Here is a 20876-nt window from a genome sequence, read left to right on the forward strand (position 1 = left end):
GGGCCCGGGTCACCACTCCACCTCCAGCGCGCTCAGCCCGCGGCCCACCAGCGACCTGCGGTGGACGACGGGCGCGTCCGGGGCGAGCCGCAGGCCGGGCAGGCGGCGCCCGAGGACGTCGAGCGCGGTGCGCAGCTGGAGGCGGCCGAGCGCCGCCCCGACGCAGAAGTGGATGCCGTACCCGAAGACCAGGTGGTCGGCGGCGTTGGGGCGGTCGATCACGAACCGTTCGGGGTCGGGGAAGACGGTCTCGTCGTGCCCGGCGGAGTCGGTGGACAGCAGGACCAGCGAGCCCGCCGGGATCGTCACACCGTGCAGCGCGACGTCCTGGACGGTGTGACGGAACGAGCCCAGCGAGGCGCCGTCGATCCGCATGCACTCCTCGACCGCCCCCGGGATCAGCGCCGGGGGCACCGGCCAGGCGTCCTCGCGCAGCAGCCGCAGGACGCTGTTGCCGAGCTGGTTCGGGACGGTGTCGTTGCCGCCGAGCAGGATCGTGGAGATCAGCTCGACGACCTCCCGGTGGGACAGCTCGTCGCCGATCAGCGAGGTCATCAGGGACGTGAAGTCGTCCCGGGGGTCCTTGGCGCGGGCGGCCACCAGGCGGTCGACGTAGTCTAGGTAGGCCAGGAAGCTGTCGGCCAGCTCCAGCTGGCGGGCGGGCGGCTGCGGCGACAGGAACAGCATGAACCAGTCCTTGACGTGCGCCTGCACGAACGCCTCGTCGGCCTCGGGCACGCCGATGAACCGGGCGGTCAGCTTGATCGACGGCTCGTGGCCGATCTCGCCGACGAAGTCGGCCCGGCCCCGGGGGGCGACCCGGTCGAGGACGTCCTCGTTCAGCCGCCGGAAGCGCTCCTCCATGGCGGCGACGGCGCGCGGCGTGAAGGCCCGGGAGACCGAGCGGCGCAGGCGGGTGTGGTCGGGCGGGTCCACGTTGGCCACGAAGCTGGACAGGAACGAGCCGTGCTCGCCCAGCTTGGCGCGGGTCCGCGGGGTGAGGCTGCGGGAGATCGTCAGCGACCCCTCGGAGGAGAAGCGGGCCGGGTCGCCGTACGCGGCGCGCACGTCGGCGTGGCGGGTCAGCACGTACGCGCCCAGGTGCTCGCTGCGGAACACCGGCTGTTCGGCGCGCAGGCGGCGCAGGAAGTCGTACGGCGCGGCGACGTGCCAGTCGGAGGCGACGTCGAAGTCCTCGGTCATCGCAGGATCCTCCGGGGGTTGTCGACGAGCATCTGGTGGAGCTGGTCGCCGGTGACGCCGCGCTCGCGCAGTTCGGGCACGACGTCGCGGGAGATGTGCAGGAGGTGGTAGTTCGGGTGGCGCCGCCGTACGACGTCGGGGTCGAACCGGTCGTTGAAGCAGTACGAGTCATGACCCAGCACCATCCGTCCGGCGTGGCCGCGTTCGCACATCGCCGCCACCACCGCCACCCGGTCCTCGAACGGACTGATCGTCTCGATGCCGAACCGGTCCATGCCCAGGTAGCAGCCGCCCGCCACCAGTTCCTCCAGGTACGCCAGGTCCGTCGAGTCGCCCGCGTGCCCGATCACCACCCGTTCCAGGTCCACGCCGAGCGAGCCGAGCAGCCGCTGCTGTTCCAGCCCGCCCCTGGAGGCGCTGTGCGAGTGCGTGGTGATCGGCGCGCCGGTGGCCAGGTGGGCCTCGGCCACGGCCCGGAACACCCGCTCGCAGCCCTTGGTCATCCCGAGGTGGTCGGAGGCGCACTTGAGCATGGCCGCCTTGACCCCGGTCCGCCCGATCCCCTCCTCGATGTCGCGGACGAAGAACTCGGCCAGCCGGTCCGGGCCGCCGAACAACGACCCGGGCCCCCGGTTCCCGAAGTACGGGGGCAGCGCGTCGTAGGTGTAGAGCCCGGTGGCGGCCACGATGTTGACCTCGGTCAGCTCGGCCACCCGCTGGACGGCCGGGACGTACCGGCCGAGCCCGACGACGGTCAGGTCGACGATCGTGTCGACGCCCTCGGCCTTGAGCGCGTCGAGCTTGGCCGCCGCCTCCCGGGCGCGTTTCTCCAGGTCCCAGCCCTCGGGCACGTCCGGCCAGTTCCACAGGATCTCCGGGCTGAGCCCGAACACGTGCTCGTGCATGAGCGTCGCCCCGAGGTCGGCGACCGGCCCTCTCACGGTCTCAGGCACGGGAACCTCTCGTGCTCGAAGGGCCGGTTGACCTCCAGGCCGAGCCCGTCGGTCTGCCGGTACGGCAGCCCGGTGTAGAGGGCGTCGGCGTCGAAGTAGGTGACGGTGAACGACAGGCGGGCGGCGTCGCGGCGGTTGGCGGGCGCGCCGTGCACGGTGAGCGCGTGGTGCACGGTGGCGTCCCCGGCCCTGAGGTCGAGCGGCGGCGACAGCTCCAGCTCGCCGATCCAGGGATGCTGGCTGAGCTGGTCGTCCCCGGCGCGGGTGAAGCTGCGCCCGAGCAGGCCGCAGCGGTGTGAGCCGCTGTAGAAGCGCAGCGATCCCATGTCGGCGGGCACGTCGGCCAGCGCCAGCCACACGGTCAGCATGGCCGAGCGGTCCATGGGCATCCACGGGAAGTCCTGGTGGAACTCGGTGGCGCCGTGCTCGCCCGGCTCCTTGACCAGCAGGTTGGTGACCTGGACGCGCACGGCCCGCACGCCGCCGAGCAGCCGTACGGCGTTGCGTCCCATGGCGGGGCTGGTGCTCAGCGCGCCGAACAGCTCGTCCTCGGCGGCGACGTCGCGCGACTGGCCGAAGGCCCGGTCGACCGGGGTGTCCCCGGCCCGGCTGCGGCCCCGCAGGCGTTCGCGGGCCCGTTCACGCAGGTCGGCGACCGTGCCGGGGTCGACCAGCCGGTCCAGGCGGACCCAGCCGTGCGCGCCGAAGAACGCCACCTCGTCGTCCGTCGCCTGGCGTACCGGGATCTCCATGGCCACCAGTGTGCCATTCCAAGCAAGCGCTTGTTAAGATCCGGCGCGAGGAGGTTGCCGTGCGACGGTTCAGGTTCGGCGCGGTGCTGCGCGAGGCGCGGTCCGGCAAGGCGTGGGCAGAGAAGGCCAGGCGGCTGGAGGCGTCCGGCTTCGACGTGCTGCTGGTCCCCGACCATCTGGTCGGCCCCCGGTTCGCGCCCGTCGCGGCGCTGACGGCGGCGGCCTGCGCCACCACCCGGCTGCGCGTCGGCACGCTGGTGTTCGCCAACGACTTCCGGCACCCGGCCGTGCTGGCCAAGGAGGCCGCCACCCTCGACGTGCTCTCCGGCGGACGGCTGGAGCTGGGCCTCGGCACCGGCTGGATGGCCGGCGAGTACGCGGGCGCCGGGCTGCGGCTGGACCCGCCCGGCGTCCGCCTCGACCGGCTGCGCGAGGCCCTGGAGGTGATCAAGGGGCTGTGGGCCGGCGGTCCGCAGACCTACGAGGGCGAGCACTACCGGCTGGCCGGGCTGGAGCAGGCGCCCACGCCGATGCAGCGCCCCCACCCGCCGATCCTGCTGGGCGGCGGCGGCCCCCGCATGCTGCGCCTGGCCGCCGAGCACGCCGACATCGTCAACCTCGGCACCCGCGTCAAGCCGGACGGCACCGGCCCCGACCCGCGCGACGCGGGCCTGGAGGCGTTCCTCGCCAAGCTGGCGCTGCTGCGCTGCGGCCCCCGTCACCACCTGCTGGAGGTCGGCACCAGCGTGATGCAGGTGGGCGAGCGCAAGCCGGAGGAGTCGTGGAGCGCCGCCGACAGCTCCGGGCTCGGCGAGACGCCGCAGGTGCTGCTCGGCACCCGCCGCGACATCGTGGACAAGCTCCGCCACTGGCGCGACGAGCACGGCGTGTCCTACTTCGTGCTGCACCACGAGCGCGACCTGCCCGCCTTCACCCCCATCGTCGAGGAGCTGGCGGGCCTGCCGGATGATGGACCACATGGATGAGATGTTGTTGCTGAGGCACGGAGCCACCGAATGGAGCACGGTCGGCAAGCACACCGGCCGTACCGACCTGCCCTTGACGCCCGACGGGGAGGCCCAGGCCAGGGCGCTGGCGCCGCTGGTCAAGGAGGGCACGTTCGGGCTGGCGCTGGTCTCCCCCGCGCAGCGGACCCGCCGTACGGCGGAGCTGGCCGGTTTGACGGACTACGAGGTCGACCCTGACCTGTGGGAGTGGGACTACGGCGGCTACGAGGGCATCACCTCGGTGGAGATCAGGAAGACCCGGCCGGGTTGGTACCTGTGGCGTGACGGCGTGATCCCCGGCGACGCCGAGCATCCGGGCGAGAGCGCCGCCGAGGTGGCCGCGCGCGCCGACCGGGTGATCGAGCGGGCCCGGCGGGCCGAGGGGCGGGTCGTGCTGGTGGCGCACGGCCATTTCCTGCGCGTACTGGCCGCCCGCTGGCTCGGCCTCGACGCGGCGGACGGCCGGCTGCTGAGGCTCGACACCGGCACCTACTCGCGGCTCGGCTTCGAGCACTCCGAGCCGGTGCTGCTGAGCTGGAACTCGCCGGCCGCCTGACGGCCCGTCGCGTCGGTCGCAGCTCGAAGTCGCCGGCCGTCCGGCGGCCCCGTCAGTCGCAGCCGAGGGTGGCGGCGGCGTGGATCAGCGCGCGGGCGAGGCCGGGGTCGCCCTCCACCGCGCAGGTGAAGGCGTCCGGGGGCCGGCGGCCGGCCACGAGCCGGCAGAAGTCCACCGCGTCCGCCGACACGAGCGCCGCGACCCGGCCGGGGGCGCGCGAGAGCGGGACGGTCCACGTGCCGCCCCCGGGGCCGGTCAGCACGACGGTGACCCGGACGTCGCGGCGCGGCCCCTTCAGCGCCCGCGGCAGCAGCGCCAGGCCGAACCCGGCGGCCAGGCGCACGTGCCCGTCGCGCGGCGGCACGGGCGGGCGACCGGTCGCGGCCCTGATGTCGTCGGCGTGCGTCCAGGTCTCGAACGTGCGCTGGATCAGGGCCTGGCGCAGCGGCGCGCGGGCCGGACGCACCCCCGCCAGCCCCACCTCGACCCCGAGCAGCACCTCCCCTGCCACCGAGAGGCGTTCGACCAGCGACCCGGCCTGCTCCCGCCAGCGCCGGTGGTCCCCGGACGCGCCCGGCAGGCCCATGACGAACGCCACGGCGCCGTCGTTGGCGGCCAGATGGCCGACCAGGTCGCGGACCGTGCCGTGCCGGGCGATCGGCGCGTCCCACTGGGCCGGGCTCAGCCCGGCGAGCAGGTCGCCCATGAGCGCCACCTGCTCGGCGTACGGCACCGCCACGGACGCGACGGCCGGGCACGCGGCGAGGTGGTCCCCCTCGCCCGCGCCGTAGAGGTACGGGTCCGTCATGGCTGCCTCCGCGGCCGACGCTAACCCGGCCGCGGCCCCCGCGCCAGGCGGCTGCCGGGAAACGGCGCGAGCAGGGTCTCGCGCCAGGGGCCTTCGAGGTAGCCGCGGGCCCGCCTGCCCCAGTCGAGCAGCCGGGGATCGGGCCGGACCTCGTCGTCGAGCCCGAGGGCGGCGTCGCGGGCCCGCTGGGCGGCCAGGTGGTCGTCCAGGGAGACGGCCCACATGGTGACGGCCTCGGTGTCGCAGAACAGCACCTCGTACAGGCCGGTCAGGGTGTGGCCGTGCTCGGCCAGCAGCGGGGCGCGCTCGGTGCGGACGGCCTCCAGGTAGTCCAGCGCGGCGCCGGGGCGTACCCGGGCGCTCTCGAACAGGTAGAACTCGGCGGCGGGGGCCTCGCCGAGCGGCGGGCAGCCGGGGGCGGCGCCGAGCGGCCTGGAGAAGGCGGAGAAGCGCAGGTCGTCGATGTCGGACAGGAACAGGCGCTCGTCCACGCCCTGGTAGATGTTCATCATCTGGCGCCAGCCGCCGTCCCACCCGCCGTGGCAGTCCCACAGCGTGACGGCCTTGAACTGGGGGTGCCCGGTGATGCCCACGGCGTAGAAGGCGCCGACGAGGTCGATCTCGCGCGACCTGATGGACATGCCGGAGGTCAGGGCGGGCTCGGCGCGGCTCTCGTCCTCGCGTTTGTAGCGGGTCAGCCAGGTCAGGTACTCCAGCGGACGCCGGGAGTTCATCGGCCGGAAGTCGACCTCTTCGAGCAGGTGGATCGCGCGCCGCACCACGCCTCCTCTACCAAGCATTTGCTTGGCACGAGAATAGCGATCAGGTCAGCGCCTGGGAAGGCTGCGGCCCCCTGCCGGTCAGCCACTCCAGCACCCGGCGGTGCCCGGAGGCGGCGTCCTCGAAGTGCCCCCAGTGCCAGTAGCGCGGCTGGTCGCGCAGCCCGGTCACCCAGGTGCGGTAGGAGATGGAGGCGCCCGCGGGCGCCACGCCGTACGTGCGGACCACGACCTTGCCGCCCGGCGCGAACAGCACGTCGTCGGCGATCGGGTAGAGATTCATCCGGTCGAGCATGTCCGCCATCCTGACCGGCGGAAGGTCTACGCCGGTTACGCCACCGGCGCGCCCCCGTTACGGAAGCGCGCCGGAGGTGAACAGGCTGTTACACGAGGAGGCCGTCGAACTCGCCGTCCTTCGCGCCGAGCACCAGGGCCCGGATCTCGTCGCGGGTATAGATGAGAGCAGGACCGTCGGGGAAGCGCGAGTTGCGGACCGCGATCCCTCCGTCGGGAAGCTCCGCGAGCTCCACGCAGTTGCCCTGCGAGTTGCTGTAGCGGCTCTTGCGCCAGGCGACCTGGGTGAGGTCGGCCGCGGGCATGCCGTTGTAGGTGTGGTTCATCTACATCTTTCTGAGAAGACCGCCGATGAGCTCGACGGTGCCCCCTGGCGTGGTGCTTTCCACGCACAGTTGCTCCATGGCGGTGAGGTACGGGTCGATGTCCTCACGTTTGTCCAGGTACAGGGCACCCCAGAGCTGCTCGACGTAGACAACGTCCGACAGGTCGGACTCGGGAAACCGCAAGATGCTGAACGCGCCCCCCTCGGCGGCGTGCTTGCCGAACCTGAAGGGCATCACCTGGAGGGTGATGTTGGGAAGGGCGGCGACTTCCAGCAGATGCTGGAGCTGCTCGGACATGACCTCCCGCCCGCCGATGGTCCGTTTGAGCGCCGCCTCGTCGATGACGGCCCACAGCTTGGGGCCGTCCTTCTGGGTGAAGCGCTCCTGGCGCTGCATGCGCATGTGCACGCGGCGCTCGATCTTGTCCGGACTGGCATCGGGGTTGCCGAGCTGGAAGACCGATCGCGCGTACGAGGCCGTCTGCAGCAGGCCGGGCACGAACTGCACCTCATAGGTGCGGATCACGCTCGCGGCCTCCTCCAGGCCCACGTACGTCGTGAACCACGAGGGCAGCTCGGCGGAGTACTTGTGCCACCACCCGGGGGTGTTGGCCTCGCGGACCATCTCCAGCAGGGCACGGCGTTCGGCATCGTCGACGACGCCGTACAGGGTGAGCAGGTCTTCCACGTCACGTGTCTTGAACCCGACACGCCCGAGCTCCATGCGGCTGATCTTGGACTCGGACGCCCGGATGTGGAATCCGGCCTGGCCGCGGTCGAGACCAGAGGCCTCGCGCAGGCGCCTGAGGCTCGCACCCAGCATGATGCGCCGAACGGTCGAACCGGAGCCGGGCGGATCAATGGACACGTGCTGCTCCTTGTGTCGTTTCCTTGAAGACACAGTCTGTCACTTAGCGGCCGAAAGATCATGGGCCGCGGACAAGATCCCCTTTCCCCCATATTGACCACTTGGGGAGAACCGTAGCGCCTGCACGAGTTGTCTGCACGTGCATTCGCTCTTGCACCTGCACGAGAGATTGGCGCAGAATGATCACGTGCAATCCACCACGGCGCCCGGCCAGTGGACCACGTTCGACTGGTGGCCGCCCGTCGGCTGGTGGCCGGAGGCGGCTCGCGATCTCCTGGTGACCGGCCCGTCCGCGAGCGCCACGTACGTGCTCCCCCCCACCGCCTCCTCGGTCCATTCCGCGCGCAGCTTCACCATGGGGACGTTGTCCGGCTGGGGGCTCGGCGAGCTGGTCGAGAACATGGAGCTGGTGGTCTCCGAACTCGCGACCAACGCCCTGCGTCACGGCCTGCGCCTCGACGAGCCCCGCTGCCAGCGCCCGGTCCACATGTCCCTGGTGCGCCGCGGCGGACTCGTCACCAGCGCGTTCACCGATCCCGGCACCTCGGTGCCCGTGCTGCGATACCCTGGCCCCCTTGACACCGGCGGCCTGGGTCTCCACATCGTCGAATCGCTCAGCCTCCGCTGGGGGTGGTCGGCACTCGCGCCCCACGGCAAGATCGTCTGGGCAGTCCTCTCCTGACGGAGGGGTGCTCTGCACTACCGTGGATGGTCATGGCTCACGGTGAGTCCCACGCGACCCCATGAGAGTGCTGACAGATGGAAGATCACCTGCTCGGCTGGCTGCGAACACTAGACGAAAACAGGCTTGCCCGCATCCTGGCCAACAGGCCCGACGCCATCGCGCCGCCCTGGCCCCGCCGGCTCGACACGCTGGCCCAGCGCCTGGGCAACGGCTTCGCCGTCATGGAGGCCATGCGGGGGCTGCCGCTGCCCGCCCTGCAACTGGCCGAGGCGGGCCTGACCATGAGCCGGCCGACGCCCGAGGGGCTGGCCGCCTTCCTCGGCGTCCCGGGTGAGACCGTGACCCCCTGGCTCGACCATCTGCACGACCACGCGCTGGCCTGGCCCGACCCCGACGGCGTGATCCATCTGGCCGAGGGCGTCGCGCGCTGGTGGGCGGCGCCGCTCGGCCTGGGCGAGCCGCTGGAGCACTACCTCAACTCCTGGACGATCAGCAACGACGCCCTGCGCGCCCTGGCCCGCGCGCTCGGCCTGCCCGCCCACGGCAACAAGCGGCGCACGATCGCCCGCGTCATCGAGCTGCTGTCCGACCCCGGCCGCCTCGACCGGCTGGCGGCCACCGCCCCCGACGGCACGCTCGCCCTGCTCGGCCGCCTGGCCTGGGACGGCCCCGCCCGCGACGTCGACGGCGGCCGGTTCGTCGTCCCCGGCACGCCGGAGAAGTGGTGCGCCGACCACGGCCTGCTGTTCCGCCCGAGCTGGCACGTCGCCGAGATCCCCCGCGAGGTGGCGCTGTGCGTGCGCGGCCCCGGCTACCACCCGCCGTTCCAGCCCGAGGCGCCCGAGGTGGCCTCGATCCCGGTCGACCCCGAGGAGGTCGACCACCTGATGACGCTGGCCGCGCCGCACGTGGTGGAGCGGTGCGCGGCCCTGCTGGACAACACCTCCAAGAACCCGCTGCCGCTGCTCAAGACCGGCGGCGTGGGCGTGCGCGAGGTGCGCAGGGTGGCCAAGGAGACCGGCTGCGACGAGGACGAGACCCGCCTGCTGCTGGAGGTCTGCGCGGTGGCCAGGCTGCTGGCCTGGGACGAGCAGTCGGGCGGCATGATCCCCACCGAGCGGTTCGACCGCTGGCGCCTCGACGAGGGCTCGGCCCGGCTGCGCGTGCTGCTGTCGGCATGGTGGCGGATGGAACGGTCGTCCCTGCGCAAGGTCGACGGCAAGTACGCCACCGTGCTCGGCGACGACCCCTCGGGCAGCGCGGTGGCCAGGGTGCGCCGGGCCGTGCTGGCGGCGCTGGCCCACCTGCCCGCCGGCACCGCCGTCGCCGACCGCGACAGCCTCGTGCGCAACGTCCACTGGCACGCCCCGCTGCTCGACCAGGCGCTGCTGGCCGAGTGCGCGCCAGCCGTCCTCGACGAGGCCACGCTGCTCGGCCTGCTGGCCAACGGCGCGCTCACCGACCTCGGCCGCGCCCTGGCCGGGCTGACCGCGGACCCCGGCGACGAGAACGACGACGCCGTCCCGCAGGTCGAGCACGATCCCGTGCTGGCCGAGGCGTCCACCAGGGCGCTGGCCAGCGTGCGCAGGAGCGCGCTGTTCGGCCCCGACCTCACCGCGGTGGTGACCGGGCCGCCGTCGGCCGAGCTGGCGGCGCTGCTCGACCGGGTGGCCGAGCGCGAGTCGCGCGGCGCGGCCTCGGTGTGGCGCTTCACCACCGAGAGCGTGCGCGGCGCGCTCGACCACGGCTACGACGCCGACGAGCTGCTCGACGAGCTGGCCGCGGTCGGCACGATCCCGCAGCCCCTTGAGTACCTGGTGCGCGACACCGCGCGCCGGCACGGCGAGGTGACGGTCTCCACGGTCGGCTGCGTCGTGCAGGCCGGCGACACCGGGCTGCTCGCCGAGATCGCCGGGCACCGGCGGCTGGCCCGGCTGGGGCTGCGGCTGCTGGCCCCCACGGTGCTGATCAGCGCCGCCCCGGCCGACCGCACGCTGGCCGCCCTGCGCGAGAACGGCTACTCCCCCGTCCCCGTCTCCGACACCGGCGAGATCACCATCCACCGGGCCAGGGCCGAGGAGCCGCACAACGGCAAGCTGATCCTGCTGCCCGGCGGGCAGGTGGCCGAGCTGTCGGAGTTCGCGGCCGGCTCCGGCGCGCAGCCGACGTACGTGATCGCCGAGCCGGCCCCCGACCCGCACGAGCACGCCCGCCGCCTGGTCGCGGCCGGCCGGGAGGACTCCGACAAGCACGGCCGCACCTGGGCGGTCATCGGCCGGATGGCCAACAGGCTGCCGACCGCCCAGCAGTCGCTGCTCGGCTTCGTCGTCGACCGCGGGGTCCGGGCGGGCATCACGCTGACCGACGGCCTGACGGCCACCATCAGCCACGGCGAGCTGCGCGCCGGGACGCTCGACGCCTGGTGCGAGGAGGCGGGCGACTACCTGGAGTTCCCCCTCGCCGAGATCGTCGAGGTGCGCGGAGCCTACTGAAGCTTCTCGGCCTTCTTCAGGTTCGACACCAGCTCCTCCAGGAACGCCGCATAGCCCTGGTAGCTGAAGGGCGCCTCGGCGCGCCACGGGTAGTACTGGCCGGCCTTGACCGCCGGGAGCTTGGCGAAGGTGGGCTTCTTCAGCATCTCCTCGGGCTTGAGCGACTGGGTGCGGGTGTCGTAGAGGATCACGTCGGCGTCGTAGGTGTCGGCGTTCTCCCAGCTCAGGGTCTGGAAGAAGCCGCCGTCGTCGACCTTCGAGGGCTTGACGACGTTCAGGCCGTTCTCGGTGAGATGCACGATGTCGGGGTATTCGGGCGGGTTGACCACCCACATGGCGTCGGCGCCTCCGGACATCATGAGGATCTTGAGGTCCTTGAAGGCGGCCAGTTCCCTGGTCGCGGCCTCCATGCGGGCCTTGGCCTCGGGCACGCCCTGGAGGTCGGCGCCCAGCGACCTGGCCAGCTCCTCGTACTTGCCGATCACCTGGGTGGCGCTGCGGCCGGTGAGCATGACGCCGGCGGTGGGGGCGACCTGCTCGATGGTCTCCTTCGACTTCTCCGGCACGTACCAGAGGGTGCCCTTGACGTACATGCTGCTGACCAGCAGGTCGGGCTGGAGGGAGATGTACTTCTCGACGTTGAACTCGTCCCAGACGTTGCCCAGGCCCTCGACCTTGGTGATGTCGACGTTGCCGACCTGCGGGTCGCTCGATCCGTCGGCCAGCTTGTGCGGGCCGAAGACGGCGACCGGGCGCACGCCGAAGTCCCACAGCGCGGCGGCCGCGCCCACCTGGGCCACCACCCGGGAGGGGCGCTCGGGCAGGTCCAGCTTCTTGTCGCGGTCGTCGGTGAACGTCCAGCTCCGCGCGGCCGTGCCGGAGGGCGCGGCCGACGCGGACGCGCCGCCGCCCGCCGCCTCGGTGCCGCCGCAGGCCGACAGTGTCAGGGCCGCCGCGAGCCCTGCCGTGGCGGCCAGGAAGCCCCTGCGCGCGAGTACCGGTCCCGACATGTCCATCTCCTAAGGTTAGGCTTGCCTTCATGCCGAGGCATTAGATTAGCCTTACCTAAGTTTGACCGCGACGAGAGGGGGTCGGGTGCGCCCGGCAGAGGACACCGCTGAGCCCGCCACCGGGCGACCGGCCGCGACCGGGGGAGGCCCGCGACTCCACCGGCCCGCCACCGTGCTGGTGACCGGCCTGGTCGTGACCGCGGGGGTGCTGGCACTGGTGGCCGCGGCGAGCGTGGCGCTCGGGGCACGGTCGATGCCGCTCTCGACGGTGATCGACGCGCTGTTCGCCCCGGACGGCTCCAGCGACCACGTCGTCATCCGCGAGCTGCGCATCCCCCGAACGCTCCTCGGCATCGGCGTCGGCGCGACGCTGGGCCTGGCGGGGGCGCTCATCCAGAGCCTGACCCGCAACCCGCTGGCCGACCCCGGGCTGCTCGGCATCAACGAGGGCGCCGCGCTCGGCGTCACGCTCGCGCTCGGCCTGTTCGGCCTGTCCGACCCCGCCGTCTACGTCTGGTTCGCCTTCGGCGGCGCCGCGGTGGCCTCCGTCGTCGTCTACGCGCTGGCCTCGGCCGGCCGCTCCGGTGCCGGCCCGGTACGCCTGGCGCTGGCCGGCGTCGCGCTCGGCATGGTGTTCACGGCGGTGGCCTCGGCGATCCTGCGCATGGACGCGCAGACCTTCGACCGCATGCGGTTCTGGCTGACCGGCTCGCTGGCCGGGCAGAGCGCGGACACGCTGGTGCGGCTGGCGCCGTTCATGGTGGCGGGGCTGGCGCTCGGGCTGACGCTGGCCAGGCCGCTCAACATGCTCTCGCTCGGCGACGACGCCGGGCGCTCGCTGGGCGTCGCCGTCGGCAGGACGCGGGTGCTCACCGGCGTGGCCGTCACGCTGCTGTGCGGCGCCGCGACCGCCGCCGCCGGGCCGCTGTGGTTCGTCGGGCTGGTCGTGCCGCACGCCGTGCGCGCGCTGGTGGGCGGCGACCAGCGGTGGGTGCTGCCGTACTCGGCGCTGGCCGCGCCGGTGCTGCTGCTGGGCGCCGACGTCGTCGGACGGCTGATCGCGCGGCCGGGAGAGGTGCAGGTGGGCATCGTGTGGGCGGTGATCGGCGCGCCGATCTTCATCCTGCTGGCCAGGCGCAGGCGGGTGGCGGCGCTGTGACCGTACGAGTCGGCCCCTGGTCCGTACGGCTCGCGCCCCGGTCCCTGCTCGTCTGCGCCGCCCTCGTGGCGATCGGCTGCGGGGTGGCCGTGGCGGCGATCGCGACCGGCGAGTTCACCGTCTCCGTGCCCGATGTCCTGGACGCCCTGTTCGGCCAGGGCACGCCGGTCGCCGAGCTGATCGTGAGTAAGCTGCGGGCCCCGCGCGTGGTCACCGGGCTGCTGGTCGGGGCGGCGTTCGGGGCGGGCGGCGCGATCTTCCAGAGCCTGACCAAGAACCCGCTGGGCAGCCCCGACTTCATCGGTTTCAGCGCCGGCGCCTCGACGGGCGGCATCGTCGCCGTCGTCGCGGGCGGGTCGGCCATGACGATCGCGGGCGGCGCGCTGGCCGGGTGCGTGGTCACCGCCGTCCTGGTCTACGCGCTGGCGTTCCGGCGCGGGGTGCAGGGCTACCGGCTGGTGCTGGTCGGCATCGGCGCCAACACGCTGCTGCTGGCGGTCAACAACTACCTGCTGACCAGGGCCAACATCAACGACGCGGCCACCGCGGGCGCGTGGCTGACCGGCAGCCTCAGCGGGCGCGGCTGGGACCACGCGATCCCGGTCGCGGTGGCGCTGGCCGTCCTGCTGCCGGTGTGCGCGCTGGTGGCGCGGCCGATGCGGATGATCGAGATGGGCGACGACGCGGCCAAGGCCATGGGCGTCAAGGTCGAGGCCGTACGGGCCGTGGCCGTCACCGCCGGGGTGCTGCTGACCGGCGTGGCCACCGCGGCGGCCGGGCCCGTCGTCTTCGTCGCGCTGGCCGCGCCGCAGATCGCCCGCCGCCTGACCCGCTCCCCCGGGGTCACCATGGGCGCGTCGGCGCTCATGGGGGCCGTGCTGCTGACCGCCTCCGACCTGGTCGCCCAGCGGCTGCTCGCCCCGGCCCAGCTCCCGGTCGGGGTGGTCACCGCCGCGGTCGGCGGCACGTATCTCGCCCTGCTCCTGCGGAAGGACCGCCACTGATGGACGCCCCTCGCCTCTCGGGCACCGACCTCACCCTCGCCTACGACCAGCGCGTCGTGGCCACCGACCTCAGCGTGGCGATCCCGGACGAGTCCTTCACGGTGATCATCGGCCCGAACGCGTGCGGCAAGTCCACCCTGCTGCGCGCGCTGGCCAGGATGCTCAGGCCCAGGAAGGGCGCCGTGCACCTCGACGGGAGCGTGATCACCTCGCTGCCGTCGAAGGAGGTGGCGCGGCGGCTGGGCCTGCTGCCGCAGAGCTCGATCGTGCCCGACGGGATCAGCGTGGCCGACCTGGTGGCCCGCGGGCGGTACCCGCACCAGCGGCTCATGCGGCAGTGGTCGCGGGCCGACGAGGCGGCCGTGACCGAGGCCATGCGCGCGACCGACGTCGCCGAGCTGGCCGACCGGATCGTGGACGAGCTGTCCGGCGGGCAGCGGCAGCGGGTGTGGCTGGCCATGGCACTGGCCCAGGAGACGCCGATCCTGCTGCTGGACGAGCCCACCACGTTCCTGGACATCTCCCACCAGATCGAGGTGCTCGACCTCTGCGCCGACCTGCACGAGGCCGGCCGGACCATGGTGGCCGTGCTGCACGACCTCAACCAGGCGTGCCGGTACGCCACCCACCTGATCGTCATGCGGGCCGGCGAGGTCGTGGCCGAGGGCGTGCCGGCCGAGATCGTCACGTCCGAGCTGGTCCGCCGGGTGTTCGACCTGCGGTGCGAGATCATCCAGGACCCGCAGACGGGGACGCCGATGATCGTCCCCGAGGCGCGGCGGCGTGTGACCGCCCCCGCGCTGGGCTAGACCGGCCGCGCGAGGGCGTCGGCCAGGGCGGTGACGCCCGCGACGGCGCGCTCGCGGCCGTACTCCTCGCGCAGCACCCCGGCCGCCTCCGCGCCCATCGCGGCCAGCAGGGTGTGGGCGAGCACGTCGGCGTCGGCGCCCGGACGGGCCTCGGCCAGCAGGATCGCACAATGACGATGCCAGAAGCGGTAGGCGCCGATGCGGTAGCGGGCGCCGGGGCTGGCCGTCTCGGACATGCGTACCAGGTCGAGGTGGGCGTAGAGGTAGTCGAGGTAGGCGGCCGTGAAGGCGGTCAGGCGCTCGGCGGCGGGCGCGCCGGGGCCGACGGGCGGCGGCCCGGACAGCACGCGCTGCTGCAGGTCGCGTTCGCGGGCGTCCAGCAGCGCCACCGCCAGCCCCGACTTGTCGCCGAACCTGCGGAACAGCGTGCCCTTGCCGACGCCCGCCTCGGCGGCGACCGCGTCCATCGACACGGCCTCCACGCCCTTCTCGGCGAACAGCCGCGCGGCGGCGGCCAGCACCTTCTCCCTGTTGCGCGCCGCGTCCGCGCGTTCCTTGACCGGTTTGCCGGTCAGCAGCTCCAGCGGCTCGCTTGACGAACCGGACTGCGGTCCGTTAACTTTCTGGCCATCCACACATCCGGACTTTAGTCCATTTCTCTTGGAGGCCACAATGACCATCACCCGCGAGGAACTGCACGCCCGTCTGGGCAGCGTGACCGTGCTCGACACGCTCGGCGGCTCCTACTACGCCCAGCAGCACCTGCCGGGGGCCGTCGCGCTGGTCGAGAGCGAGGTCGCCGAGCGCGCCGCCGAGTTGCTGCCCGACAAGGACGCCCCCATCGTCACCTACTGCTCCAACCCGGCCTGCGGCAACAGCAAGGCCGTGGCCAACCGGCTGACCGCGCTCGGCTACACCGACGTCCGCCGGTACGTCGAGGGCATCGAGGACTGGGTCGGGGCCGGCCTGCCGGTCGAGTCGTCCCTGTGACCGTCGTACCGGGAACTGCTCACAGGACGCCGCAGCGGCGGACCGCGAGCAGCGCCAGCGCGCGGGTGACCTCGCGCAGCTCGGCCAGTTCGACCTGCTCCCTGGGCGCGTGCGCGAACCGGACGTCGCCGGGGCCGTAGTGCAGGGTCGGGACGCCGCCGGCCGCGTACAGGCGCAGATCGCTCCCGTACGGCGCGGCGGCCTCGGCCGGACGGCGGCCCGCGACGTCGGAGACGGCCCGGTTCACCTCGCCGAGCAGCTCGTGCCCGGCGGGCAGCCGGCCGCTGGCGAACTGGCCGCCCGGCCAGGTCACCGCGGGCGGGTTGTCCCGCAGCCACGGGTGGGCGGCCGAGGCGACGGCCTCCTCGAAGGCCGCCCGCGCCGCGGCCGGGTCCTCCTCCAGCCGCACGCCGAGGCGTCCCTCGGCGACCAGCAGGTCGGGCACGGTGCTCGCCCAGTCGCCCGCCCGCACGGTGCCGACCTCGATCGGGTACGGCATCGGGTTGCCGCCGAAGATCTCCGGGACGTCCCGGTTGCGCTCGGCCTCCAGGCGCCTGATCGCCTCGAACACCGGCCAGAAGACCTCGATCGCGTTGACGCCCTCGTACCTGGTGGCGCCGTGCGCGGCCCGGCCGGCGAGCTCCAGGCGGAAGGTCAGCGCGCCGGCGTTGGCGGTGATGACCGCGCCGCTGGTGGGCTCGGTGATCACCGCGGCCTCCGCCGTGTGCCCCCTGGCCAGGGTGGCGAACGCGCCGAGGCCGCCGTCCTCCTCGCTGATCACGCAGTGCACGGCGAGCGGCCTGGCCAGGCGCACGCCCGCCCGCTTCAGCGCCCGTACGACGGCCAGGTTGGCCACCAGGCCGGCCTTCATGTCACAGGCGCCCCTGCCGTGCAGCACGTCCCCGGTGATCCGGGCGGCGAACGGGTCGCTGCCCTCCCACTTGGCCAGGTCGCCCGTGGGGACGACGTCCACGTGGCCCTGGAGGGCGAGCGCGGGCACGCCCTCCCCCTCGGTCACGGCGGCGACGCCGTAGCCCTCCTGCCTGGGGGCCTCGGTGCCGGGGAAGCCCGGTTGGGCGGTGAGACCGGCGAAGTCGAGTTTCCAGACGTCCACGTCCAGGCCGGCCTCGGTGAGCAGGCGGGCGAAGCGGTGCTGGAGGTCGGACTCGGCGTCGGTGCCCGTCACGCTGGGGACCCGCACGGTCTCGGCCAGCAGGCCGACCGTCTCCGTCTCGTCGATGGCGTTGAGGACCCTGGCTTCCACGTCGCGCATGGAGCACACCTTCTCACGCCGTGAACTCCTTGCAGGACATGTGGTGATACAGGGCGTGCGTACCTGGATGAGCTGGATCGCGGTGACGCCGTTCGCCGTGTGGGCGGCGGTGCGGGTGAGCGGGTTCGAGCCGGACTGGCCGTGGGTGCCGATGGTGGCGTTCACGCCGCACGCGGCGGCGGGCGCGGTGCTGAGCCTGGCACTCGCCGGACTGCTGCGGCGGTGGGCCGCGGGGGCGGTCGCGCTGGTCACGGTGCTGGCGCTCGGCGTCGCGGTGCTGCCGCGCGCCCTCCCTGAGCCCGCTGGGGCCGCCGCGGGCGGCGCGACGCTGCGCGTGCTGGCCGCCAACCTGCTGGTGGGCACGGCCGACGCGGCCGAGCTGGCCCGGCTGGTCAGATCGCTGCGCCCGGACGTGCTCACGTTGCAGGAGTTCACGCCTGCGGCCGAGCGGCGGCTGGAGGCGGCGGGAGTGCGCGAACTGCTGCCGTACGCGGTGCCGCGGGCCACCGAGGGCGTGGGGGGCTCGGCCGTGTACGCCCGCCATCCCCTCGCGGCCGGCGAGCTGATCAAGCTGGGCGGGTTCGGGCAGGCCACGGCCGTGCTGACGCACCCCGGCGGGGCCCGGCTGGAGATCGTCTCGGTGCATCCCTGCGCGCCCAAACGGATGGGCCGGCAGCCGTGCTGGCTGGCGGGGCTGGAACGGCTGCCGCGCGGCGGCGGACGGCTGCGCGTGCTGGCCGGCGACTTCAACGCCACGCTCGACCACCGCCCGGTCCGCGAACTGCTGGCCGCGGGCTACCGGGACGCGGCCGCCGCCATGGGCCGGGGCCTGTCGCCGACGTGGGGCGGATGGGGTCCGGTGCCCGGCGTGGCGATCGACCACGTGCTGGCCGACGGCCGCATGGCGGTGCGGGACTTCCAGGTGCTCGGGCCGATCGGCAGCGACCACCGCCCGGTGTACGCCGAGCTCCGGCTGCCCTGACCCACCACCGGGCCCTGACCGGCGTCCGGCGGGACCTGGGACGATCGCGGACCGGCGGGGGCGCGGCGGCTCGTAAACTGTCACCCGTGGAAGCGCCCAAGTTCGAGATTCAGATGCTGCACGACCGCGTGATGATCCGGCTGGAGCAGGAGGCCGAGGAGCGGCGCAGCGGCTCCGGCATCGTCATCCCCGCGACGGTCAAGATGGCCAACCGGCTGTCGTGGGGCGAGGTCTGCGGCGTCGGCACGAACGTGCGCGCGGTCAAGGTGGGCGACAAGGTGCTGTTCAACCCGGAGGACCAGTTCGAGGTCGAGGTGCACGCGCGGGTCTACCTGGTCATGCGCGAGCGCGACCTGCACGCGGTGGCAACCCAGGAGACCGACCACGGCACGGGCCTCTACCTATGACACGCGGGTCCTGGCGAAGCTGACCCACAGCTCGGCGGCCCAGGTGGCGGCGGGCACGTCCGCGAGCACGCGCGTCGTGCGGCCGGTCAGGTCGAGCACCGACAGGCGGCGGCCGTTCCCGGCCTTCGTGACGGCGATCAGGTGGCTGTCGTCCCACCAGCCGAACAGGGCCTCCGGCTTGACGGCCACGCGCTGGGCGATCGTGCCGGTGGCGAGGTCGACCAGGCAGACCTGCTCCTTGAAGCGCGACGGGCACCAGGTCGTCAGGCGCTTGCCCGAGGGCGCGTAGGAGTCCTCGGGGCCGGTCGGCAGGCCCACGTCCGCGTACGTGCGCAGCACCGTGCCGTCGGCGGGGCGGTAGACGCGCAGGCCGGTGCCGTACATGCTGACGAGGTTGCCGTCGGGGCTCCACCAGAAGCCGGCCCGCCGGGCGAGCCCGGCGACCCGGACGGTGCTCGCGGTGCCCGCGCGCACGTCCACGACCGTGAAGCCGAGCACCCGCCACGTCCCGCTCACCTTCTGCTCGACGGTGAGCGCGACCTTCCTGCCGTCCCTGGACCAGGAGGCGTAGGAGGCCGTCATGGGCTTCTTGACGGTACGGATCGTGGCGGTCTTGCCGGTGGTCCGGTCGGTGACGACCACGGAGTCGAAGCCCGCCCGGTACGACGACGGCACCCCGGCCGTCAGGCGCCCGTCGGGCGAGACCGACACCTCCGACAGGCTCTTCTGCCGGGTGAAGGCGTCGCCGGTGGCGGCGCGGAGGTAGGTGCCGGCGGTGCCGAGGCCGTACGCGCTGAGCCGTACGGGATCGCCCGACTTTTCCTGATATTTCATTCCACCGGTTCCCGGCAATGCCAGGTCGGCCCTGGCGGCGGCCGGAGCGAGGAACGTCAGCGACAAGGCGACGGCGAGGTGAGCGATCACGCCCGCAGAATAGGCAGGGAAAGGCCGCGATTCCGGGAACGATAACGACCCGGTCTGAAAGCCCTTCGCCGGATCAGACGAAGCGCTGGGCGATTTCCAGCAGGTCGATGCCGAGCGTCAGCATGCCGAAGTAGACGATCACCCCGGCGGCGGCCACGGTCACCAGCAGCACGAGGATACGCACCGTCCAGCCCTGCCGCTTGTACCACTGCGTCCAGGCGTGCAGGGTCTGCTTGCCGAACTCCAGCACCCGGTGGGCCCAGTGGAACTCGGTGGCCAGCACCGCCAGCCCGGCGAACACCACGAGCCAGCCCGGCCCGGGGAACGGCACCATGATCAGGCCGCCGACCACCATCACCGCGCCGATGGCGCCCACCACGATCTTCAACGTGAGCGCGCCCGCGCGGGTGGACCTGACGCCGTCGAGCCAGCCCTTCAGGCCGGTACGGCGGCCGGGCATGGCGGAACGTTCGGCGGCCTCGTCCTTCATCACGTCGGCGTCGCCCGTCTCGGAGTTCTGGATCGGCACGTCTCCCCCGTGTCGTCGGCTTCCCTTCAGGATAAGGCCCACACCGGCAGGAACACTTGCAGACCACTAGCAGCTCACCAAACGGGACTAAAGGTAAAATTTCCGGACGTGGGGCACAGGATTCGGTAACTATCGGTTAATGTCTGCTATGCCCGAGGTCATCCTTCGCACCGTCACCGGCCCCATTCGCGCGGCCGCCGTGAACGGAGCCGTACTCCCCCACGAGCATCTGCGCAACGACATGCGCTGGGCGGTCGGCATCGACTCCGACCCGCACCGCTGGCTCGACGAGGAGACCACTGTCACCGCGGAGCTCCGTGAGCTCCGCCAGTCCGACGAGCTCAACCTGGTCGTCGACCTGACCTGTCTCGGCATGGGCCGCGACGCCGCCGCCCTGGCCCGCATCGCGGCGGGCAGCCGGGTGCCGGTGATCGCCTCGACCGGCTTCTTCGCCCAGCCGTTCACCGGCGTCGGCGACGAGGACGTCGAGCAGCTCACCCGGCGCCTGATGACCGAGATCTCCAGCGGCGTGGACGGCACAGGCGTCTTCCCCGGCGTGATCGGCGAGGTCGGCAGCTGGGGCGCCGAGCCCACCGCGTGGGAGGAGCGCTGCCTGCGCGCCGCCGCCCGCGCCTCCCGGCAGTCGCGCCTGCCCGTCGCCACCCACGGCCAGAACGCCCTGGCGCTGCTGGAGATCCTGCTCGGCGAGAACCTGCCCGGCTCCCGCGTGGCCGTCGGCTACTCCGGCGACCTGGGCGGCGCCCGCAAGATCGCCGAGGCGGGCGCGTACGTCAGTCTCAGCGCCGTGGCGCTCGGCCCCGACCAGGCGGCCAGGATCGCGCTCGGCCTCATCGAGGACGGCCACGCCGACCGCCTGCTGCTCAGCACCGGACTGAGCCGCGTGGCCCAGGTCCAGCGCTACGGCGGCTGCGGCTACGCCCACCTGTTCCACAGCGTGCTCCCCCGCCTGCGCGAGGCCGGCACCGCCGAGGACGTCATCCGCCTGATCACCCGCGACAACCCCCTGCGCTGGCTGACCGACGGGATGCGCTGACGCCCTCCCGGCA

Annotated in this window: 24 protein-coding genes; 11 read left to right on the top strand and 13 right to left on the bottom strand. The window is 73.0% G+C overall.

The features are described from left to right. Window positions 1-9: 9 nt before the first annotated feature. Genes ACWCSU_RS12950 through ACWCSU_RS12960 form a run of 3 tightly spaced genes read right to left on the bottom strand, consistent with a single transcriptional unit; the run spans window position 10 to window position 2908 of the window. On the bottom strand, window positions 10-1203 hold the full coding sequence (locus tag ACWCSU_RS12950; RefSeq protein WP_449935040.1) for a cytochrome P450: 1194 nt from the start codon (window positions 1201-1203) through the stop codon (window positions 10-12). Further along, complete coding sequence (locus ACWCSU_RS12955; RefSeq protein ID WP_449935041.1) at window positions 1200-2156, bottom strand: phosphotriesterase family protein; 957 nt, start codon at window positions 2154-2156, stop codon at window positions 1200-1202. Before ACWCSU_RS12955 ends, ACWCSU_RS12950 begins: the two co-directional genes overlap by 4 nt. After that, complete coding sequence (locus ACWCSU_RS12960) at window positions 2141-2908, bottom strand: phytanoyl-CoA dioxygenase family protein (protein WP_357700871.1); 768 nt, start codon at window positions 2906-2908, stop codon at window positions 2141-2143. The genes ACWCSU_RS12955 and ACWCSU_RS12960 overlap by 16 nt, the downstream gene beginning before the upstream one ends. A gap of 59 nt (window positions 2909-2967) precedes the next feature. Between ACWCSU_RS12960 and ACWCSU_RS12965 the strand changes: the two genes are divergently transcribed. Next, the gene (locus ACWCSU_RS12965) at window positions 2968-3894 is read left to right on the top strand and encodes a TIGR03621 family F420-dependent LLM class oxidoreductase (protein ID WP_449935043.1); all 927 of its coding nucleotides are present in this window, start codon (window positions 2968-2970) and stop codon (window positions 3892-3894) included. After that, complete coding sequence (locus tag ACWCSU_RS12970; RefSeq protein WP_449935044.1) at window positions 3887-4471, top strand: histidine phosphatase family protein; 585 nt, start codon at window positions 3887-3889, stop codon at window positions 4469-4471. The genes ACWCSU_RS12965 and ACWCSU_RS12970 overlap by 8 nt, the downstream gene beginning before the upstream one ends. Before the next feature lie 52 nt (window positions 4472-4523). On the opposite strand, the gene ACWCSU_RS12975 is transcribed toward ACWCSU_RS12970, so the two are convergent. The 5 genes from ACWCSU_RS12975 to ACWCSU_RS12995 all read right to left on the bottom strand — a co-directional run bounded on the left by ACWCSU_RS12975 (window position 4524) and on the right by ACWCSU_RS12995 (window position 7500). Then, entirely contained in the window at window positions 4524-5279 is a 756-nt protein-coding gene (locus ACWCSU_RS12975; protein ID WP_357700877.1) for a maleylpyruvate isomerase family mycothiol-dependent enzyme, read from the bottom strand. Window positions 5280-5299: 20 nt separating this feature from the next. Further along, window positions 5300-6058, bottom strand: a complete 759-nt coding sequence (locus ACWCSU_RS12980) for a hypothetical protein (RefSeq protein WP_364093697.1) — start codon at window positions 6056-6058, stop codon at window positions 5300-5302. A gap of 43 nt (window positions 6059-6101) precedes the next feature. Next, the gene (locus tag ACWCSU_RS12985) at window positions 6102-6353 is read right to left on the bottom strand and encodes a hypothetical protein (RefSeq protein WP_357700881.1); all 252 of its coding nucleotides are present in this window, start codon (window positions 6351-6353) and stop codon (window positions 6102-6104) included. An 88-nt stretch (window positions 6354-6441) separates the two neighbouring features. Next, entirely contained in the window at window positions 6442-6678 is a 237-nt protein-coding gene (locus ACWCSU_RS12990; protein WP_352323675.1) for a DUF397 domain-containing protein, read from the bottom strand. Further along, entirely contained in the window at window positions 6679-7500 is an 822-nt protein-coding gene (locus tag ACWCSU_RS12995) for a helix-turn-helix domain-containing protein (RefSeq protein ID WP_352323686.1), read from the bottom strand. A gap of 232 nt (window positions 7501-7732) precedes the next feature. Between ACWCSU_RS12995 and ACWCSU_RS13000 the strand changes: the two genes are divergently transcribed. Both ACWCSU_RS13000 and ACWCSU_RS13005 read left to right on the top strand, forming a co-directional pair. Beyond that, entirely contained in the window at window positions 7733-8227 is a 495-nt protein-coding gene (locus tag ACWCSU_RS13000; RefSeq protein ID WP_357700883.1) for an ATP-binding protein, read from the top strand. Window positions 8228-8304: 77 nt separating this feature from the next. Continuing rightward, window positions 8305-10722, top strand: a complete 2418-nt coding sequence (locus ACWCSU_RS13005; RefSeq protein WP_449935045.1) for a helicase-associated domain-containing protein — start codon at window positions 8305-8307, stop codon at window positions 10720-10722. Here the strand turns inward: ACWCSU_RS13005 and ACWCSU_RS13010 are convergent. Further along, complete coding sequence (locus tag ACWCSU_RS13010; RefSeq protein WP_449935047.1) at window positions 10716-11732, bottom strand: ABC transporter substrate-binding protein; 1017 nt, start codon at window positions 11730-11732, stop codon at window positions 10716-10718. The two genes, ACWCSU_RS13005 and ACWCSU_RS13010, sit on opposite strands and share 7 nt — an antisense overlap. Before the next feature lie 85 nt (window positions 11733-11817). On the opposite strand from ACWCSU_RS13010, the gene ACWCSU_RS13015 reads away from it, so the two are divergent. The 3 genes from ACWCSU_RS13015 to ACWCSU_RS13025 are packed head-to-tail and all read left to right on the top strand — an operon-like array spanning window position 11818 to window position 14704. Then, window positions 11818-12891 carry a FecCD family ABC transporter permease gene (locus ACWCSU_RS13015; RefSeq protein ID WP_449935048.1) on the top strand — a complete coding sequence of 358 codons (1074 nt, stop codon included), beginning with the start codon at window positions 11818-11820 and terminating at the stop codon, window positions 12889-12891. Beyond that, on the top strand, window positions 12888-13895 hold the full coding sequence (locus ACWCSU_RS13020) for a FecCD family ABC transporter permease (RefSeq protein WP_449935049.1): 1008 nt from the start codon (window positions 12888-12890) through the stop codon (window positions 13893-13895). The genes ACWCSU_RS13015 and ACWCSU_RS13020 overlap by 4 nt, the downstream gene beginning before the upstream one ends. Next, the gene (locus ACWCSU_RS13025; RefSeq protein WP_357700892.1) at window positions 13895-14704 is read left to right on the top strand and encodes an ABC transporter ATP-binding protein; all 810 of its coding nucleotides are present in this window, start codon (window positions 13895-13897) and stop codon (window positions 14702-14704) included. Before ACWCSU_RS13020 ends, ACWCSU_RS13025 begins: the two co-directional genes overlap by 1 nt. Here the strand turns inward: ACWCSU_RS13025 and ACWCSU_RS13030 are convergent. Next, window positions 14701-15339: a TetR/AcrR family transcriptional regulator gene (locus ACWCSU_RS13030; RefSeq protein ID WP_357700894.1), complete on the bottom strand. Its 639-nt coding sequence runs from the start codon at window positions 15337-15339 to the stop codon at window positions 14701-14703. The two genes, ACWCSU_RS13025 and ACWCSU_RS13030, sit on opposite strands and share 4 nt — an antisense overlap. 37 nt (window positions 15340-15376) lie before the next feature. Between ACWCSU_RS13030 and ACWCSU_RS13035 the strand changes: the two genes are divergently transcribed. Continuing rightward, on the top strand, window positions 15377-15694 hold the full coding sequence (locus ACWCSU_RS13035) for a rhodanese-like domain-containing protein (protein ID WP_449935050.1): 318 nt from the start codon (window positions 15377-15379) through the stop codon (window positions 15692-15694). Between the two features lie 19 nt (window positions 15695-15713). Here ACWCSU_RS13035 and ACWCSU_RS13040 read toward each other — a convergent pair whose 3' ends face one another. Next, window positions 15714-16967, bottom strand: coding sequence for an ArgE/DapE family deacylase (locus ACWCSU_RS13040; protein WP_449935051.1), 1254 nt, complete (start codon window positions 16965-16967; stop codon window positions 15714-15716). A gap of 55 nt (window positions 16968-17022) precedes the next feature. Here ACWCSU_RS13040 and ACWCSU_RS13045 point away from each other — a divergent pair, with 55 nt between their 5' ends. Together ACWCSU_RS13045 and ACWCSU_RS13050 are read left to right on the top strand one after the other, a co-directional pair. Then, the gene (locus tag ACWCSU_RS13045; RefSeq protein WP_449935052.1) at window positions 17023-17949 is read left to right on the top strand and encodes an endonuclease/exonuclease/phosphatase family protein; all 927 of its coding nucleotides are present in this window, start codon (window positions 17023-17025) and stop codon (window positions 17947-17949) included. Window positions 17950-18035: 86 nt separating this feature from the next. Next, window positions 18036-18356 (top strand): GroES family chaperonin, encoded by a 321-nt coding sequence (locus ACWCSU_RS13050; RefSeq protein ID WP_357700902.1) that lies wholly within the window; start codon window positions 18036-18038, stop codon window positions 18354-18356. On the opposite strand, the gene ACWCSU_RS13055 is transcribed toward ACWCSU_RS13050, so the two are convergent. Together ACWCSU_RS13055 and ACWCSU_RS13060 are read right to left on the bottom strand one after the other, a co-directional pair. Then, window positions 18351-19280 (bottom strand): hypothetical protein, encoded by a 930-nt coding sequence (locus ACWCSU_RS13055; RefSeq protein WP_449935053.1) that lies wholly within the window; start codon window positions 19278-19280, stop codon window positions 18351-18353. The two genes, ACWCSU_RS13050 and ACWCSU_RS13055, sit on opposite strands and share 6 nt — an antisense overlap. A gap of 73 nt (window positions 19281-19353) precedes the next feature. Beyond that, window positions 19354-19809 carry a TIGR02611 family protein gene (locus tag ACWCSU_RS13060; RefSeq protein WP_364093661.1) on the bottom strand — a complete coding sequence of 152 codons (456 nt, stop codon included), beginning with the start codon at window positions 19807-19809 and terminating at the stop codon, window positions 19354-19356. 148 nt (window positions 19810-19957) lie between these two features. Here ACWCSU_RS13060 and ACWCSU_RS13065 point away from each other — a divergent pair, with 148 nt between their 5' ends. Continuing rightward, window positions 19958-20863: a phosphotriesterase family protein gene (locus ACWCSU_RS13065; RefSeq protein WP_364093657.1), complete on the top strand. Its 906-nt coding sequence runs from the start codon at window positions 19958-19960 to the stop codon at window positions 20861-20863. Window positions 20864-20876: the final 13 nt, after the last annotated feature.

The sequence above is a fragment of the Nonomuraea sp. NPDC001699 genome (assembly GCF_053596455.1).